This is a genomic window from Nostoc sp. MS1 (genome assembly GCF_019976755.1).
In the GTDB taxonomy this organism is placed as follows: domain Bacteria; phylum Cyanobacteriota; class Cyanobacteriia; order Cyanobacteriales; family Nostocaceae; genus Trichormus.
In genome coordinates this window covers 4,037,805-4,055,315 of record NZ_AP023441.1, presented here as the reverse complement: position 1 = coordinate 4,055,315, position 17,511 = coordinate 4,037,805, and the positions used below count along the sequence as shown (strand labels likewise).

Below are 17,511 nucleotides of genomic sequence, written 5' to 3'. Positions count from 1 at the left end.
AATAGACTGTGGACTAATAACTCCTAACTATTCAAGTATGTGTATCTTCTGAGACTTTGTTCGTAGGTTTGGAGCAAGCGTTGAGATTCAGCCAAAGTGATCCGCTTCTCTTCTAAAGCCCGTTCACAGCGTTGGCGGATATTTTCTACCATATCCTCAGAGTCGTACTGCACGTAGCCAACAACTTCACTCATGGTATCACCTTTGACTACGTGTTCGATTTGGTAGCCTTTAGGTGTTAACTGGATGTGGACGGCGTTAGTATCGCCAAACAAGTTGTGCAAGTTCCCCATAATTTCCTGGTAAGCACCATTGAGGAACATTCCCAGATAATAAGGTTCTCCTGCTTGGAAGGGGTGCAGTTCCAGCACAGATTTGACATCACGTAGATCAATAAAGCGGTCAATTTTACCGTCACTATCACAGGTGAGGTCTGCTAGAATGGCTCTCTCGGTTGGTTCTTCATCTAAGCGGTGGATGGGCATAATGGGGAATAGTTGATCAATTGCCCAACAATCTGGTGCTGATTGAAACACGGAAAGATTGATGTAGTAAATGGAAGCCATGATTTTCTCAAGGTCTTCCAACTCATCGGGTACGTAATCGTGCTGACGAATGATGTCTAAAATCTTTTGACAACAAGCCCAGTAGAGGCGTTCAGCCTTCGCCCGTTCTCTCAAACGCAGAATCCCTAAGTTGAAGCGGCTAATAGCTTCTTCCTTAAATTGGGTCGCGTCGTGGTAGAACTCTTGATAATTTTCTTTGTTGATAGATTGATAGGTTTCCCAGAGGTAATTAATTACTGGAGATTCACCTTCTTTTGGTGGTTCTGGGTTATCGCGGGGGACATCGCTGGTACTGAGAACATCGAAAATGAGTACCGACTGATGGGAAGCGATCGCCCGTCCACTTTCACTAATCAGTGTAGGTACGGGTATTTGTTTCTCCGCACAGGTATCTTTTAACTCTGCCACGATGTCGTTAGCATAGTTCTGCATGTTGTAGTTCTTGGAGGCGTAGAAGTTGGTTTGCGAACCGTCATAGTCCACACCCAAGCCACCACCGACATCGAGGTATTTCATATTTGCCCCCAAGGACGCTAACTCTACATAAATCCGGCTAGCTTCTTGGATGGCATCTTTTATCACATTGATAGCGGAGATTTGCGAACCTATATGGAAGTGCATTAACTGCAAAGAATCCAGCAAATCAGCATCGCGTAACTTATCAACTGCTTGAATAATTTCCGGGATCGTCAAACCGAACTTGGCGCGATCGCCTGTGGATGTTCCCCAACGTCCCATACCTTGGGTGCTTAATTTCGCTCTTACACCCAAAATCGGCTTAATTCCCAACTGCTGGCTAGCCGCAATCACCAAATCGACTTCTTCCACCTGTTCTAAGACGATTATCGGTGTTTGTCCTAGTCTTTGGGATAACATGGCTGTTTCCACGTATTCCCGGTCTTTGTAGCCGTTGCAAACTAGCAATGATCCAGGGGTATCCAATAAAGCCAAGGCAATCATTAACTCTGGCTTGGAACCAGCTTCTAAACCAAACTGATGTGGTTTACCAAATCTCACCAAGTCTTCAATCAAATGCCGTTGCTGATTGCATTTGACAGGAAATACACCACGGTAAACACCGGGGTAATTGTAACGAGCGATCGCTTTAGCAAAACAAGCATTCAACCGTTCGATCCGGTCTTCCAAAATATCAGAAAAGCGAATTAGTAAAGGTAGCCCCAAATTTCGCTGTTTCAAAGCGTTGACCAATTCAAACAAGTCCAAAGAACCACCGCGATCGCCCTTGGGAGACACAGTGATATGACCAGCCGCATTAATCGAGAAATAAGGCTGTCCCCATCCTTCAATTCGGTATAAAGCTTCGCTGTCTTCAATTTTCCAAGTACGAGAAACATCTCCTGGCGTACTTGGTGCTAGCAGTTTCTTCTGCTTATGATTTTTCCCCTCTAACTTGCTTCCGTTAGCTGGTACTTTTACCACCTCGTCAGATGTAGCAGTTGACTCAACACCCATTTCTTCCTGACCTCTGTGTTTCACCCACGAATAAACAATTTAACTCATTCGTATAAGAACTGATATGCACTCAGGGATAATTTCTGAGATACACTCTTGATTGGTCAGTTTTTTAGCCAATAGTCAATAGTGAGCTAGCGTGGTCTTGAGGGTTTCCCCATGAGCGACTAGCGAACCCGTAAGGGTCAATAGTCAACAGTTAAAAGGATATTTTCTGTGGACTATGGACTGTGGACTATGGACTCTTGACCAAATAAAAATTTTATTAAGTTTTGGGAGATAGCTTTGGAACGCACATTCTTAGCAATTAAGCCCGATGGCGTGCAGCGTAAACTCGTTGGCGAAATTATACGTCGCTTTGAAACAAAAGGTTTTACCCTCGTGGGTTTAAAGTTTCTCCAAGTCAGTAAAGAGTTGGCGGAAGAACATTATGGTGTCCACAGAGAAAGACCTTTCTTTTCCAGTCTAGTTGAATTTATCACTTCTGGCCCGGTAGTAGCGATGGTTTGGGAAGGTGATGGTGTAATTGCTTCTGCCAGAAAAATTATTGGTGCAACCAATCCCCTCACAGCAGAACCCGGAACAATTCGGGGCGATTTTGGCATTAACATCGGCCGCAACCTCATCCACGGTTCTGATGCACCAGAAACCGCACAAAAAGAAATCAGTCTGTGGTTTACAGATGCAGAATTAGTCAGTTGGCAACCACACTTAACCCCTTGGTTGCACGAATAGTTAGTTAGGGAGTGGGGAGTGGGGAGTGGGGAGTGTGGGGAGATGAGGGAGATAATATCACTCCTGCCTCCTGCCTCCTGCCTCACTTCGACACTTCACTTTTTTCTACTTCTACTTGGGGTGATTCTTTGAAACTACGCTTAGAAAAGCCCCAGGAGAAAATAATGGCGATCGCCGTAATCATTAACCATTCAGGCGGGACAAAATCATTATTTACAACTTTTAATAACAGGCGCAAGCCTACTAAAGCTACAGTTATATAACCTGCGTCTTCTAAGTTTTCAAATTCATCTAACCAGCGAATAAATAATCCTGCCATGAATCGCAGGGTGACGATGCCGATTGTTGTGCCTGTAATCACTAGCCAAGTTTCTTGAGAGACGGCGATCGCTGTTGTCACGCTATCTAAAGAAAAGGCTAAGTCAGTAAACGCAATCACGGGTATGGCTTGCCACAAAGAAGCAAAACGCGGGCCGTGATGATGGTCGTCTTCTGTTTCTTGTGAAGTAAAGTGTTGGAACACCAACCAAAGCAAGTAGGCAGCACCCAAAAGCTCAAATTGCCAAAATTTTTGTACCTCAGTGGCAGTCAACAGTAAGGTAATTCGCAGCACATAAGCCACGACTAAACCAATGTTGAGGGCTTGGCGTTCCAGGTTTTTGTCTTCTAGTCCTTGGGCAATAGCAGCTAGAGCGATCGCGTTATCTGCTGACAGTACCGCCTCTAGAAGTACTAATATCAGCAGGACTATAGAGGCTTCCACGCTGAAATGAAAGTTTAGGTAATCAAAAATTTGGTCTAGCATTCCAGATTTCTCAAGGAGTAAAAATTAAAAATTAGCAGGGATAGCTAATTTCATCTAAAAAGTGCAACAAATTGCTACTTTTATCCAGCTTAACGTGTGGAGGGTATCTTCTGGGAGTACCCAACCCCTGTGTTAGCCTAGCTTACCCCAGGTTTCTTTGTTTCTCACACTCAAACGCAGATAAGCAACTTTCAACTAAAAAAATCTCCTATCACCGTGTAGGCAGGAGGCAAGGAGAAGAAACTGTTGCGTTGAGTTCAAAAATTGGCATAATTTATTTTACAGACTTCTTTAATACAGAATAATACTTAATTGTTTAGTGCTGAAGTAATAATTGAGTTAAAATAAGTATAAACATCACGATAAAAAGTTAAAGATTTACCATTCAATTTATATCTTTAAAAAACTTCTTATAAAGTAATATTTTCAGTTTTTCTAGAAATGGAAACTAAAGAAATACTTTAAGCACTGCCAAGTGTAAGTCATCATTTAAAGAATAGCGGTATCAGCTTTAAAACTATTTTTGCAACACACATAAGCATTAGCTATTAAATTAGCGATCGCCTACGGTGGGCGGAACGCGATCGCACTTAGTCAAGATAATTAGCTGCTCCTACGTCAAGATGGGGAGGACGTGATACTCACATTCCGTTACGCTTGAACTAGGTGAGAACGAGCATTGAGCGGGATATTGATTAGTAAATTCAGCAAAACCCGCCCTAACTCATTCCTTTCAAACTTACAAATTTCTTGTCCTGGCTCGATAATCTAGTAGCGCACCTTGACTAACTACTGTCCGCCCATTGCTTTTGTGCGTGGGAATTTGCCCTTTTTGCAAAGCCATATACAGAGAACTTTGATCCATTCCCAAAAATCTGGCAGCTTGGACAAGCGAAGTACCTTGTCTAAGCATACCCTGATGCTTTCTTTTTCGCCTTGGTACAAATCTCAACATAGCAAAATGTAAAGAACAACTTAAGAAAACTCAACTTTCTCCAGAACAAATCGCAAAATTAACATTAATTCAAAAATCACCAAAGCAGAGCTTGTGCTGCATCAGACGAATACAGCATCAGTAATTCGATCCACTTCTAATTAGATTGCGATCGAATTAAGTATAACAAATTATGAAACAAGAGCAATTTCAAACCTTACTGCAATTTTTCAAAGTGTTAGCTGACGAAAGCCGATTGAAAATTTTAGGGATCTTAGCAAATCAAGAGTGTAGCGTCGAAGAATTAGCGGCGCTGATGCAGCTTAAAGAGCCGACAGTTTCCCATCATCTGTCCAGACTCAAAGAGCTAAATTTAGTCACCATGCGTCCAGAAGGCAATAGCCGGATATATCAATTAGATAGTGAAGTGTTGCAAAGTATCAGCAAGGAAATTCTTTCTCCAGAAAAAATTGCCTCGTTAGTTGAAGATGTAGATATCGAAGCTTGGGAAAGCAAAGTCTTAAGGAACTATCTAGAGATAGATATCAACAGTACACAAGGAATCCAACGTATCAAAGAAATTCCAGCCAGCCGCAAGAAGCGCTTAGTCATTCTTAAATGGTTAGTAAGCAAATTTGAGTTAGGTATTAATTACTCAGAACGCGAAGTCAATGACATTATCAATCTTTACCATCCAGATTACGCAACTCTCAGACGAGAGTTGATTAGTTATAAGTTAATGCAACGAGAAAATGGAGTCTACTGGCGGTTAATGCAAACGTGACTTTAGTCATTGAAAAAAGCTTTGTAGTAAGGACTCTAGTCCTTGATACACGCGAATACTACAAAGCTTAACAGGATTTTGACACTCATATTAATTTATTAGATATAATTCTAATTAGATGCACATCTAATTAGAATTGCCCTATGCCACTAGAACAACCTGATATTTTAATTAATTTCTTTAAAGCTTTAGCAGATGAGAGCCGCCTGAGAATAGTAGGGATTTTAGCTAACCAAGAGTATAGCGTCGAAGAATTGGCCAAGGTGATGCAACTCAAAGAGTCGATAGTATCTCACCATCTGGCAAAGTTACAGAAATTCAATCTAGTCAGTATGCGTTCTCAAGATGATACTTACCTCTATAAATTGGATAACACCACATTACAAACTATTGGTAAGGAAATTTTTCAGGATAAAAATAGAACAAATGTATTAAATAATGGGGAAAGTGAAACATGGTCAAGAAAAATTCTCAAAAACTTTTTTGAAGGTGATCCTTTCCTGGAAAACTCAAATGTACGACTCAAAGAAATTCCCGCTAGTCGCAAAAAGCGTTTAGTTATCCTCAAATGGTTAGTAAATCAATTCCATGTGGGAGTTAATTATCCAGAACGGGAGGTAAATGCAATTCTGCAAAATTACCATCCTGACTATGCTACTTTGCGACGAGAGTTAATAGAAAACCAACTCATGCAACGCTCACAAGGGATTTATTGGCGAATAGCAGATATATAGCCCAGTCTAGTTGAGATTTCAATGATTTTACTTACGTATAATCTGAATTGAGTTTTGAGGATTAAGTAATTTCATGGTAGTCGCGCAACAATAATTTTTAAGAAATCTTAATTTTGCCTATAGGTTGGTTACTCAAAAAATAATTCCTCACGCAAGAATGTTTATTACTGAAGAGGCGCGGGGTTGTGCGCTTCTTCACACATGTTTTAGAAACTATTTATAAAGTAAAGCTTAAGTAGGGTGTGTTAAGGCGTTAGCCTAACGCACCGTATGATTTAGCGGTGCGTTAGGCTCTTAAGTTATTCTTTTCGTGAGACATCATCTTCCAATGTGCGCCTAACACACCCTACAGTAATTTTATTTTTACTTTATAAATAACCTCTTATTTAAAAGGATTTTGTACATAAAGGAAGTTACTTAAGTGACTTCTCGTAATATCCTGTAAAATAAGTACAAATATGCACAGGAGAATTTTTATTGTGACAAATCCCACTTGTTCACTATGGATTTTTGTAGCGCGTCCAGATACAACTTTCCTGTTACACACAATTCCTCATTTAGTGAAAGTGAATAATTTCCCTTTTGAAGAGGTAGTTCTAGCAGTTGACACAGCACCATTGATGGGAGATAAGGTAACTCGTCCTTTTATCGGCACAATGGAAGAATTGCGCGAATGTACAGAAAAGTTATTGCGAGCAGGTGTTGTGGATCGTGTCGTCGATATAAATTACGATGCCGATTATCATAACCAAGTTTACAAGAAACATTTCGGTACACCAATTCGCTTTACTCATAACTATAAAGGTTATCCAATTTTAGGGTCTATTTTTAGCATCGAAGAGTGTAAAAGCGATTATATGTTGCACTTCGATAGTGATATGTTGATGTATCAAAAACCCAATCATAATTGGATTGCCGAAGCCGTTAAATTAATGGAAGAAAATCCACAAATGATGTTTGTTAGACCACTAGCAGGCCCACCAACAAATAAGAAAAAGACAGAGCCTTATGATGTTTTTAAAACCTTTGGCAGTAGAGCTTATTTAATAAATTGCAAACGTTTTGATAAGTTTCTTCCCATGCCTGTGCTTTGGCGTGACTACAAAACAACATGGATAAATAGCTTACCCACCCCATTAAAAACTGTTCTAAATAATCTTACTGGTAAAGGTAAGTTAGATTCCTGGGAAATTATGGTAACTCTCAAACTACAACAGACAGACTATTTTAGGGCAAATCTAACTAATCCTGCTGCATGGACACTACACCCTAAAGATAGAAGTCCGGCATTTCTTGCAGCCTTACCAAACATTATTGCCAGAATTGAAGCTGGCGATTTCCCTGCACAACAAGCCGGTGAGTATGATTTGATTCCTGAAGCTTGGTACTATCGTAGCTCGCCCACTTACGCACAGCCCCGGTCAAAGTAAAAAGAGGCGTGACCAAGTTACTCATTTTTATAGTTTTTTATTGTTAAATCAAGGGTTCTAGCCTAGTTTTAGAATGTAAAAGTATCAAGGGCATCCCTGCATTAGACGGGTTTTCAGGCTTAAAGCAAGTGGTGTTATAGGGGTGTAGGGGTAGATGAAACTTTAATAATTTCGTGAATCTTACACTCCTCACTTAATTACTTGATTAAAAACCTGCCTTTAAGAGGGATAAGGTGGCAGGGGAGTAAGGGAGAATAATTAATGACTAATGACTAATGACTGTAAATTTTCTACCACAGGTGAGAATCGCAAATGGGTAAGTATTTGTAACGATCGCACCTGAAGGTATCAAGGGGAAATCATGCAAATTCAAACACCAGACTGGGTGAAGCACGCTGTATTCTACCAAATCTTTCCAGACCGCTTTGCTAGAAGCAAACAGCCCCGAAAGCGTCTACTACGTGATGCGCGTTGGGAAGACTGGGATGCAATGCCCACACTACAAGGTTACAAAGGCGGTGATTTATGGGGCATTATGGAGCAGTTGGACTACATTCAAGATTTGGGCATAGATGCCATCTACTTTACACCCATCTTTCAATCTGCCAGCAATCACCGCTATCATACCCACGACTATTATCAAGTAGACCCAATGTTGGGGGGTAATTCAGCCTTTAAGGAATTATTAGACGCAGCCCATGAGCGGAATATAAAAGTTGTCCTTGATGGAGTATTTAATCATTCCAGCCGAGGATTTTTCTTTTTTCACGACGTTTTAGAAAATGGCCCCCAATCTCCTTGGGTAAATTGGTTCAAAATCGAAGCCTGGCCTCTCTCACCCTATAATGGTGAGTTTCCTGCAAACTATGTAGGCTGGGCTGATAACCGCGCTTTGCCTGTATTTAACCACGACAACCCAGAAGTGCGGGAATACATCATGGAAATTGCCGAATATTGGATTAAATTCGGCATTGATGGCTGGCGATTGGATGTACCATTTGAAATTACGACTCCGGGTTTTTGGCAAGAATTTCGCGATCGCGTCAAAGCCATCAACCCCGAAGCTTATATTGTGGGGGAAGTGTGGGGAGACTCCCGCGAGTGGCTAGATGGGACACAATTTGACGGCGTAATGAACTACTTATTTGCTGGGCCAACAATTGCCTTTACCGCAGGCGATCGCGTAGTCTTAGAACAAGTCCAAAGCCGTGATTATCAACCCTATCCACCCCTATTCGCCGCCGAATACGCCGCCAAAATTCAGGAATTACTACAATTTTATCCTTGGGAAATTCAGCTAACCCAACTTAACTTGTTAGCCAGCCATGACACAGCCAGACTCTTAAGCATTGCTGGCGGAGATAAACCAAGTATAGAGTTAGCCACTTTATTACTGCTGACATTTCCTGGTGCGCCGAGTATCTACTATGGCGATGAAGTTGGTTTACCAGGGGCAATAGATCCTGACTCTCGCCGTGGCTTCCCCTTAGAAGCCAACTGGGATCGAGAAATTTACCACACTCACCGCCAATTAATAGCCCTACGCCGCGCTTACCCAGCCTTACGCACAGGCGACTATCAAGTCTTGTCGGCGCAAGGTGCAGTGTATGTTTTTGCCCGTACCTTGGGTAAAGAAGAGTTAATTATTGCCTTGAATGTCGGTACAGCTTCTGCCCACGCTAACGTAGATACTGCTAGCTTGCAAACTCAACCCAACAAGCTACTATACGGACAAGCTGAAATTAACTGGGATAACTCAGGACAAACAAAACAACTTTCTTTAAATCTCCCCTCACGTAGTGGTTGCATCATTGCATTAGGGGAGTAGGGAGTGGGGAGTGGGGAGTGGGGAGTAGGGGGAGTGGGGGGAGTAATGAAAAATGGAAAGGAATTATTACTATCATGTCTTCCTCATCTCCCTCATCTCCCTCATCTCCCACTTGGTGAGCGTAGCCGTACCACTCCGTGGAAGCAAGCTACGCGAAGCGTGGCGTTTAGCCATACCACATCTCCCCCATCCCCTATCTCCCCGCCACCATCGCTGGCATCAAAACAGAGTCAATAACGTGAATTACGCCATTATCAGCAAGGATATCTGTTTGCAAAACTATGGCATCATTGACCTTGACTTTACCATCTTTAGATTCAATCGCCACAACAGAACCTTCTAGGGTTTCTGCTTCTTCTATTTGCACCAAATCATCAGATCGGACATCACCATAAGCTACGTGATATGCCAAAATCTTTTTTAACTTGGGGATGTCTTGCAGCAATGAATCTAAAGTTCCCTGTGGTAACTTTGCAAAAGCCTCATCAGTAGGCGCAAATAAAGTAAAAATTTCATCACCCTTAAGAACATCTAAAATTTGTGCCGCTTCAGCCGCCTGTAACAAATTTTTGAATTTTCCTGCATTAACAGCAGTTTCCACAATGTTAGGCATGATATTTGGTTAATTTATTAACTTTACACTTACAACCACCTTATAGATAGGTAAAAGTAGTTAACCTCTATCAAAAGAGAGGTTGCGGTTAATTGTGGTAGCACAAGACAAAAGATTTACTATATGTATTAATAACGAATTACGAATTACGGATTAGTATAAACTTGTGTTGGCTGCTGACAGTCAACTGTCAACCGTCAACAACCAACACAAACAATATCCAATTAGCTTTCTACCATCAAAATTATTCTGGTAGGTCAAACAACACTGTAGTCATGTAATATTCTGCCCATTCTGCACCAAAAGCTTTTTCTAGTACTCTGCGGGTTTTATCGTTTTGTTGCTGTTGGGTACAGTAGTTGTGTTGTCCAGCTAGAATTTGCTGTGTTTGTTCTGGGGAAACGGGACTAGCGGCGATCGCATTTTGACAATGTACTTCCAAAAATTCCCGCACCCTTCCCAAAAACAAGGTTTCTTCTTCCTGGGAACTGGGACGGACAAAAATACAAAACTCAGAAAAGATATGACCCCATTCTGGTAATTCTCGCGGTTGGGAAAAATCTATTGGCTGGAGATTTGACAACGCAGAATTATAAGACTCAGGTAGGGTACGGTCTAAGTGTACTGGAGAAAGGTCTGCGATCGCCGCACTAATTTGACCCCTACCCCCAACTAAGTCACAGCCAAACATGGGTATGTCATATTCTGGACGGGGAAACATCACACAGTGGAGGATGTCCAGCATATTTCCCACCTTGGCTAATTCCAAGTGCATTTTCCGAAACTGGGGTGTTTGATAGCAACGGTTTTCAATTATCAGTTTCTCACCCTCTAGTCTCCCTTCCACATACCCCAACTCAGCAGGCAAATGGTAAGGCGACAAATCCAGATGCTGATGCCAAACTGCTTCTATACAGTCCGCTAGTTGGCGAATGAGGGGATGTTGTTGCTCACGTAGCGAGGGAATGGAAGTTAGTGACATATTCTATTTGAGAATGCAATCTAAATGTCAGTCTACGGCCAGGTGTGTTTCTTCTGTTGTTGATTGCAATATAAGTTTGAGGACGAATCCGAAATTAATGTTGAGTCCTGTTGAGTGTTAAAAGTCGAGGCTCAGTTAATTTTCACTTCTGACTTTGTGATTTTCTCAGTAAATCAACGTGAATGAAGCGGCGATGAAGAACCTATGAAATTACTATTAATCGTGGGAATTACAGTAGTCAAACGGGTGTCTAGGTTCTAGAATCAAAGCGTAAAGTAAATATACAGAACCAATTATAGTCTACCACCTATAAACGCCCCCTGACTAGGTAATTATTACCCGTCAGGGGGTATTAATTTGGGAAATAGGGATTGGGTGATTATTCTAATCCAAGTAAGGGTTTTAACAGATTGCGTTGTTCAATGGGCAGTTCTAGTAGAGTACGGCGATCGCCTTTTGTCAACCGATAGCGCACAGCCACATTTAGCAAACCTATTGCTATTTGGAAATCTGCAAGCCCTCCCACCAACTCTTGCCACACTTCCAGCCATAATTGCACAACTTCATCGCTCACTTTATCTAGCATTAAGGCGGGGATGCTGCGTACTAGACCCTGAGATAATGCGGGAATAACTTGATACTTGCTAAATAGTTCTAGCAGAATTTTAATCCGAGTTTTCCATGTCAGTGCATCCTGAGTATTGGTAAACAGAATGCGGCAGATGATTTCTGTGTCGTCTGTAGATGCTTCCTCCCATTCTTGAAGACTTTGCAGGGCATCCTCCATAGCTGTTACCCCTTCTTCCCAACGTTGCAACCCCATGAGCGAAATAGCGCGGTTGGCTAAAACATAATATTCTTTTTCTCCAAGAGAGATGGCTTTGTTGCTGGATTCTAAGGCTTGTTGATAGCGTCCGAGGTTGATTAATGTCCAACTTCGGTCTAGCCAAGCCAATTCATCATTAGTATCAAGTTTAATAGCTTTGTTATAAGCGACTAAAGCTTCCTTATAACGTTTGATATTATTAAGTGCCATTCCTCGCGCAGCCCAAGCCACAGGATTATTAGGGTCAATTTCAATAGCTTTGTCCCAGGATGCTAAAGCTTCCTCATAACGTTTGAGACTGCCAAGCACATTTCCTCGACTTCCCCATACCAAATGATTATTAGGGTCAAGTTCAAGGACTTTATCCCAGGATACTAGAGCTTCTTCATAACGATTGAGATTGTCCAATAAAATTGCTCGATTTCCCCATGCCCTAGCATAATTAGGCTCAAGTTCAATAACTTTATCCCAGGATGATAAAGCTTCCTCATAAAGATTGAGATTGTCCAGTACCATTGCTCGACTTGCCCATGCCACAGGATCATTAGGGTCAAGTTCAAGGACTTTATCCCAGGATGCTAAAGCATCCTCATAGCGTTTGAGATTGTCCAGTACCCTTGCTCGACTAACCCATACCCAAGCATAACTGAGGTCAAGTTCAAGGACTTTATCCCAGGATGCTAAAGCATCCTCATAGCGTTTGAGATTGTCCAGTACCCTTGCTCGACTGACCCATACCCAAGCATAACTGGGGTCAAGTTCAATAGCTTTATCAAAAGATACTAAAGCTTCCTCATAACATTTGAGATTGTTTAGTGCATATCCTCGGCTTGTCCATGCCAATGTATTATTAATGTCAAGTTCAATGGCTTTATTCCAGGATACTAAAGCTTCCTCATAACATTTGAGATTGTTTAGTGTATTTCCTCGACTTGCCCATGCCAATGTATTATTAATGTCAAGTTCAATGGCTTTATTCCAGGATTCTAAAGCTTCCTCATGGCGTTCAAGTTCACTTAAACAAAGCCCTTTTAAAAGCCAATCTTGTACCTGACCACGCTTGTTTATTAGTTTTTCTGCATATTTCAAAGCATTTTCGTAGTTTTTATTGCCTGTTAATTTTTCACATTCTCGCCAATATGCTGCAAACAAAGGATTTTCTTCGTCATCTTCTTCCATCACCTCCAACGCTTTAAGTATGTATTGTCTATCTACTATGGCCTCAGGCGGCAGTGGTTCTAATATTTGTTGGTATTTTCTATCATTTTTATCCTGTGAAAAATCATTAATGAATGCTTGACTGAAATTTGAATCAGCCGCATTCCCTATTTCATTTTTTCTAGGATCATCAAATCCCAATCCTAGTTTTTGCTGTAATTCTTCTCGCGTGTACCACAACCGCAGAAAGTCTACAAATAAGCGTATCGGTTTACCTCGCTGCTTTTTCACTTCCAAGCAAAAACGCATGAGTGGTTCTCGCAGTTCGTAAAATGACTCACGCCCTACCGCTTCAGAATTAACATAACCCTTCTCTCGTAAATCTTTGAGTTGACTGGATGCTGTCTGGTGACTAATAAAAGAGCGTTGGGCTATCTCTTTTACCGACAGCGCATAACGACAGTCTGATAAAATCTCTACTATTTTTCTTTGCTGCGGTGATAGCCACTGCATCCTAGCTTGATAGTATGGTGTCAAATCATCTAGCATCCCCATGAAGGGGTCTTGCAGTTCTTCTAAAGACTGGCGGGTGAGAAATTCTGAGAAAATCACATATAGGCGGGGACTACCACCTGCTAGGTGATGAACTGCGCGAATGCGATCGCATCCTCTAGAAGTGTGGATAAAATCTTCTAAGTCGGTTTTTCCTTCCAGTTTGGCAATATTCGCTAATAGTTCGGTTGCTTCCTCTGCTGTTAAGTCCATTAAATAGCGGATGCGGAAGAAACCATAAAACGGTGATGTCTGAAGTTTGACACCGTTGAACAAACTTTGAGATGTTGCCAAAATCGTACAGCAACTATTCTCTTGTAAGAAACTACGCAGTTGTGATTGTCCCTCTTCTCCTAACCCAGCAAATATTTCATCTAGATTTTCCATCAATAAAAACAGGGTGCGGTTTCCTATCACCTCTTTTAAAATAGCTGCTGCTGTTTTTTGGGCTATCTCTGGCGACATTTGATATAGTGCTTCTACCTTTTGTGCAAGTTCAGGTATCAGCTTTTTGTCGTCTCTATACTCTTCTAATAAAGCTCGAAAAATTCGCAACAGTAAATCTAAAAATGATGTTACACCCCATTCTTCTTCTCTCAGCCAAGCTATTAATAAATCTGGCTGTAAATCATCCATCTTACTAATACGATGGTAGACCAAAGAAACAAAGTGAGTTTTACCAATACCACGAGGCCCAATTAGCAAAGTATAGTGCTTGGATGATGTCAGAACACTTTCACGGATGAGTTCAACTATATACTGTGCTAACTCCTGACGCTGCACAAAAATATCTTCCAACGCTTGCGGTGTCATCAAGCTAGGAGTGAAGCGAGAGAGGAAGGTATCTTTCACGCTGTTAAACCTCTATGGAGTCGCCAGGAACGCTGAATTAAGGGGAAGCGGAAACATAACACACCCTCAAGTTTGCGAATAATATAATGGTCGCACTCCAGTAGGGTTAAAACGTTACGTGTTTGTTCTTTGTCAGGATTAGCAATATGGGTGTGTAACTGATTAAATAAATCCTCAAATGGTCAAGGCTGCTGGGTAACAGCCAAAATATCTAATATAGATAACGCTAGGGTTTTTTCCTCATCTAAGTAATAAGCATCTATGCGTTCACGGTATATCTTAAATGCCAAGGGTCTTGAGGATCAATAAGATAGCTGTTGACAATTTCCTCTACTTTTTCCGCACTGGCATCAGTGTTTTGCATGACCAATTGGTCAATAATATGATGAATAAAGTAAGGCATACCATCGACACTTTTTGCGATCGCCTTTGCTGTTTCCTTACCATCTATAGTTACAATACCTTCCCCCGCCAGTAAGTGATAAGCTAAATCTTCCGCATCAGCCAGTGCTAACGGTGGGACATCCTGAGTTTTCATGTCGTTGGTGGGATCGTTCGCATAACCGGCGCGTTTCAACGAAGTCAGAACATTATGCAGTCCAATAGAACCAGTAAACACCATCCGCAACTGTGGAAACATCTGCCGTAGTGAACGCAAAGCGTCCAATACTTCCATTGCTGCTTCTTCACCCTGTCTGTTTTTAATGTTGTACAGCATCAGGGGCATTTCATCCCAAAAAAATACCACCGTCAGCTTTTGGTTTTCTAGCTGCTTAACCAAATCTTCCGCCATCGTCATTAATAACTTTTTCCAATGTGGTGCATCCACTTCGGGGAACTTGATCATCCCTGCAATTTCTGTACCACCAAGTTCCATTGCTAATTTTCTTGTCCCCGTTGCTAATCGCTTAATACTGCTTAAGTGACGCTCTACATCTTGGAAGATTATTTCTACAAATTCTATCGGCGATCGCACTCCTTCCAAATCACGATATACAGTCAAATAATTCTCTTACCTTCCTTGGTCATCTTTTTGACAACACAAGTTTTACCCATCCGTCTTTCTGCACTTAAAACAAGACTCTGCCTTTCCAGTACCCGCCATAAATTTTGTATTAATGTATCCCGCCCAAATACTTCAGCAGGAGCTATTTCTCCGCCAGGGTTAGCCCTTAATCTTTGTTGTACTGCCATAATTTATAAGTCAAAATCAACGTACGTCATTTTTAACGTACGTTGATTTTGACGTATTTTAATGAGAACGTCAAACTACAACGTTTACATCTGTCTATTTCTATGACATTAGCGCCAACCCAAAAAACGTAATCCTGGCACAATGATGTAGTAGCTTACGCCTAACCAGAAGCTCATTAAAATACCTATAGAGCTAAAGAAGGTAATAGATAAGGGTAATTCTGACCAAATTTGAGGAGTAGAAGCTTGTGAAAGATTAGCGGGAAAGCCTAAAACCACGAGAATTGCAACGATAATCGCTGTGCCGAATGAGCCAATCATGGCATAAACTATGTGGTGACTACGGAAACCCATACTTAAGGCTAGTAAAAACACAGCTATGGCGGTTGCTGCTACCAAACCTTCACCGCTAGATGTGCTTGATGTAATGATTTGCCACAATAACCAACCGAAAGCGTAGCTAATTACGCCCATTAAGGAGGCGACTAAAAACCGCCGTCTTTGGGCAAAAGAACCCGATGCTGTCAAACCCCAAGCTGTACCTAAGCCGGCGGCGGCAAATACTATTATTTCTGCACCGAACCCGGCTTCAGGGTTTGGTATTAATCCTGGTACTTGAGTAGTGAGAAATTCACTTAAGCGATCGCCTAAGTTGGTTCGATATGCCAAAATAAATCCGATTACTGTACCAGCACTAGCACCCAGACCAGTTAACAGCATTGCCCAAATTGTTAAAGAACAAGCTTTGATAATTTGGAAGATTGTTTGTAAAATCCAGCGCAAGATTTTACCTATGGTTTGCCCCAAGTTGCTGAAAGCTTGGTCTGTAGCTTGACCTAATAGCCTGAGTTGTTGGGCAATTTGTGTTAAAGCAGGCTGTAAACTGTTTTGTCCTGGAGTGGGTTGATTAATTTTCGCTAACCGTTTTTGGATAATACCAGCATTAGCCGGACGCGATCGCACATCCTCTTGTACCATTTCATCTAGCAAATCTGCTAACTCAGGTCTGATATTAACTTGATTACGCCATCGCAAAACCCCTGTCTGGGGATCTTCCAAATCTGGTGGATACTTCCCTGTGAGTAATTCAATCATCGTCCGACCGAGGGCATAAAAATCGGCACTGGGGCCTATTTGTCCTCCTGTAACTTGTTCTGGTGGACTGTAACCAGAAGAAAATAATCTTGTAGAACTGGACTCTTGGCGCTGTCTTCCTAGATTAAATTGTTTTGCCCCGCCGAAATCAATTAAAACTAATTGTTCCCAACCTGACCCGCCTTGAGATGTAATGAAGCTAGGTGAGGGAGTACGTAACATTAAATTAGAAGGTTTAATATCACGATGTATAATCTGATGCTTATGTAATTCTTGTAAAATTTTTATTGCTTGGGTTAACCAGTTTAATACCATATCTTCCGGGCATCCTTGAGGATATTTATTCAAAATTTCCTCCAGCGTAGGCCCGTTAATTTTTTCCATTACCAAACAAGGTAACTGGCGTGACTTGGGGTTGGTGAGATTAACTTGAAAATGACCATCAGGCTCGACTTTGGGAACTCCAGGATGACGCAACCTGACTAAAACTTCTGCTTCTTGGGTAAATAATTCCAGTGCTTTTGGAGAATCTTCTATCAACACCTTTAGCACTTTTTCAGTTTGGGTTCTCTCATCCAAAACTGTATAAATTTGGGCAAACCCCCCTGCACCCAAGGTTTGTAGAGGCACATAACGATCTAACAACTCTAGCACTGCGCCACAGCTGTTACAAAATTTGTTACCCCAAGGTTGGGGATAGGGACGTTTACAGTCAGGATTTATGCAGTGAACCCCAGAAGAACGGTATGCCAAGGCTTTTTATCTCTAATTCATTTTCCAAGCACAAGTAATATTCACAATTGTCGTTTGTTGGTTTTGAGCATATGTAGTCAGTTCCCATACACTATTTTTATTATGCTCAATGGATGCTGAAAACGTGATGTTGAGTTTAAAAAAATCACTGTGATCAGTCTCATAGAGAGGAGGAAGGGAAGAGGTTCTCAGTTTGG

At 41.5% G+C, this 17,511-nt stretch carries 14 protein-coding genes; 5 read left to right on the top strand and 9 right to left on the bottom strand.

Features of this window, described 5'->3' with window-relative positions; genetic code table 11:
• Window positions 1-23 precede the first annotated feature (23 nt).
• Window positions 24-2,039: a biosynthetic arginine decarboxylase gene (gene speA / locus NSMS1_RS17520; protein WP_224086012.1), complete on the bottom strand. Its 2,016-nt coding sequence runs from the start codon at window positions 2,037-2,039 to the stop codon at window positions 24-26.
• A 285-nt stretch (window positions 2,040-2,324) separates the two neighbouring features.
• On the opposite strand from speA, the gene ndk reads away from it, so the two are divergent.
• A complete protein-coding gene (gene ndk / locus NSMS1_RS17515; RefSeq protein WP_224086010.1) occupies window positions 2,325-2,774 on the top strand; it encodes a nucleoside-diphosphate kinase in 450 nt (149 codons plus the stop codon).
• 82 nt (window positions 2,775-2,856) lie between these two features.
• Here the strand turns inward: ndk and NSMS1_RS17510 are convergent, their stop codons facing one another.
• Together NSMS1_RS17510 and NSMS1_RS17505 are read right to left on the bottom strand one after the other, a co-directional pair.
• Window positions 2,857-3,579, bottom strand: a complete 723-nt coding sequence (locus NSMS1_RS17510) for a TerC family protein (RefSeq protein WP_224086009.1) — start codon at window positions 3,577-3,579, stop codon at window positions 2,857-2,859.
• Window positions 3,580-4,318: 739 nt separating this feature from the next.
• The gene (locus tag NSMS1_RS17505; RefSeq protein ID WP_224086008.1) at window positions 4,319-4,492 is read right to left on the bottom strand and encodes a helix-turn-helix domain-containing protein; all 174 of its coding nucleotides are present in this window, start codon (window positions 4,490-4,492) and stop codon (window positions 4,319-4,321) included.
• Window positions 4,493-4,706: 214 nt separating this feature from the next.
• Between NSMS1_RS17505 and NSMS1_RS17500 the strand changes: the two genes are divergently transcribed.
• From NSMS1_RS17500 to NSMS1_RS17485, 4 genes are all read left to right on the top strand, one after another.
• Window positions 4,707-5,297, top strand: a complete 591-nt coding sequence (locus tag NSMS1_RS17500; protein ID WP_224086007.1) for a metalloregulator ArsR/SmtB family transcription factor — start codon at window positions 4,707-4,709, stop codon at window positions 5,295-5,297.
• A 143-nt stretch (window positions 5,298-5,440) separates the two neighbouring features.
• Window positions 5,441-6,031 carry a metalloregulator ArsR/SmtB family transcription factor gene (locus NSMS1_RS17495; protein ID WP_224086006.1) on the top strand — a complete coding sequence of 197 codons (591 nt, stop codon included), beginning with the start codon at window positions 5,441-5,443 and terminating at the stop codon, window positions 6,029-6,031.
• Between the two features lie 479 nt (window positions 6,032-6,510).
• Entirely contained in the window at window positions 6,511-7,461 is a 951-nt protein-coding gene (locus NSMS1_RS17490) for a hypothetical protein (RefSeq protein WP_224086005.1), read from the top strand.
• Between the two features lie 361 nt (window positions 7,462-7,822).
• Window positions 7,823-9,289 (top strand): glycoside hydrolase family 13 protein, encoded by a 1,467-nt coding sequence (locus NSMS1_RS17485; RefSeq protein WP_224086004.1) that lies wholly within the window; start codon window positions 7,823-7,825, stop codon window positions 9,287-9,289.
• Between the two features lie 193 nt (window positions 9,290-9,482).
• Here NSMS1_RS17485 and NSMS1_RS17480 read toward each other — a convergent pair whose 3' ends face one another.
• The 6 genes from NSMS1_RS17480 to NSMS1_RS17455 form a co-directional block, all read right to left on the bottom strand.
• On the bottom strand, window positions 9,483-9,902 hold the full coding sequence (locus tag NSMS1_RS17480; RefSeq protein ID WP_224086003.1) for a fasciclin domain-containing protein: 420 nt from the start codon (window positions 9,900-9,902) through the stop codon (window positions 9,483-9,485).
• 244 nt (window positions 9,903-10,146) lie between these two features.
• On the bottom strand, window positions 10,147-10,884 hold the full coding sequence (locus NSMS1_RS17475) for a phycocyanobilin:ferredoxin oxidoreductase (RefSeq protein WP_224086002.1): 738 nt from the start codon (window positions 10,882-10,884) through the stop codon (window positions 10,147-10,149).
• A gap of 379 nt (window positions 10,885-11,263) precedes the next feature.
• On the bottom strand, window positions 11,264-14,272 hold the full coding sequence (locus tag NSMS1_RS17470; protein ID WP_224086000.1) for a tetratricopeptide repeat protein: 3,009 nt from the start codon (window positions 14,270-14,272) through the stop codon (window positions 11,264-11,266).
• Between the two features lie 259 nt (window positions 14,273-14,531).
• Window positions 14,532-15,275 (bottom strand): hypothetical protein, encoded by a 744-nt coding sequence (locus tag NSMS1_RS17465; protein ID WP_224085998.1) that lies wholly within the window; start codon window positions 15,273-15,275, stop codon window positions 14,532-14,534.
• Window positions 15,272-15,466, bottom strand: a complete 195-nt coding sequence (locus NSMS1_RS17460; RefSeq protein ID WP_224085997.1) for a hypothetical protein — start codon at window positions 15,464-15,466, stop codon at window positions 15,272-15,274. Before NSMS1_RS17460 ends, NSMS1_RS17465 begins: the two co-directional genes overlap by 4 nt.
• Before the next feature lie 108 nt (window positions 15,467-15,574).
• Window positions 15,575-17,314 carry a serine/threonine protein kinase gene (locus NSMS1_RS17455; protein ID WP_224085996.1) on the bottom strand — a complete coding sequence of 580 codons (1,740 nt, stop codon included), beginning with the start codon at window positions 17,312-17,314 and terminating at the stop codon, window positions 15,575-15,577.
• Window positions 17,315-17,511: the final 197 nt, after the last annotated feature.

Coding starts and splice junctions, on each gene's coding strand:
- NSMS1_RS17485 (WP_224086004.1), top strand. CDS start 7,823: ATGCAAATTCAAACACCAGACTGGGTGAAGCACGCTGTATTCTACCAA.
- NSMS1_RS17500 (WP_224086007.1), top strand. CDS start 4,707: ATGAAACAAGAGCAATTTCAAACCTTACTGCAATTTTTCAAAGTGTTA.
- NSMS1_RS17480 (WP_224086003.1), bottom strand. CDS start 9,902: ATGCCTAACATTGTGGAAACTGCTGTTAATGCAGGAAAATTCAAAAAT.
- NSMS1_RS17460 (WP_224085997.1), bottom strand. CDS start 15,466: ATGGCAGTACAACAAAGATTAAGGGCTAACCCTGGCGGAGAAATAGCT.
- NSMS1_RS17495 (WP_224086006.1), top strand. CDS start 5,441: ATGCCACTAGAACAACCTGATATTTTAATTAATTTCTTTAAAGCTTTA.
- NSMS1_RS17505 (WP_224086008.1), bottom strand. CDS start 4,492: ATGCTTAGACAAGGTACTTCGCTTGTCCAAGCTGCCAGATTTTTGGGA.
- NSMS1_RS17510 (WP_224086009.1), bottom strand. CDS start 3,579: ATGCTAGACCAAATTTTTGATTACCTAAACTTTCATTTCAGCGTGGAA.
- speA (WP_224086012.1), bottom strand. CDS start 2,039: ATGGGTGTTGAGTCAACTGCTACATCTGACGAGGTGGTAAAAGTACCA.
- NSMS1_RS17475 (WP_224086002.1), bottom strand. CDS start 10,884: ATGTCACTAACTTCCATTCCCTCGCTACGTGAGCAACAACATCCCCTC.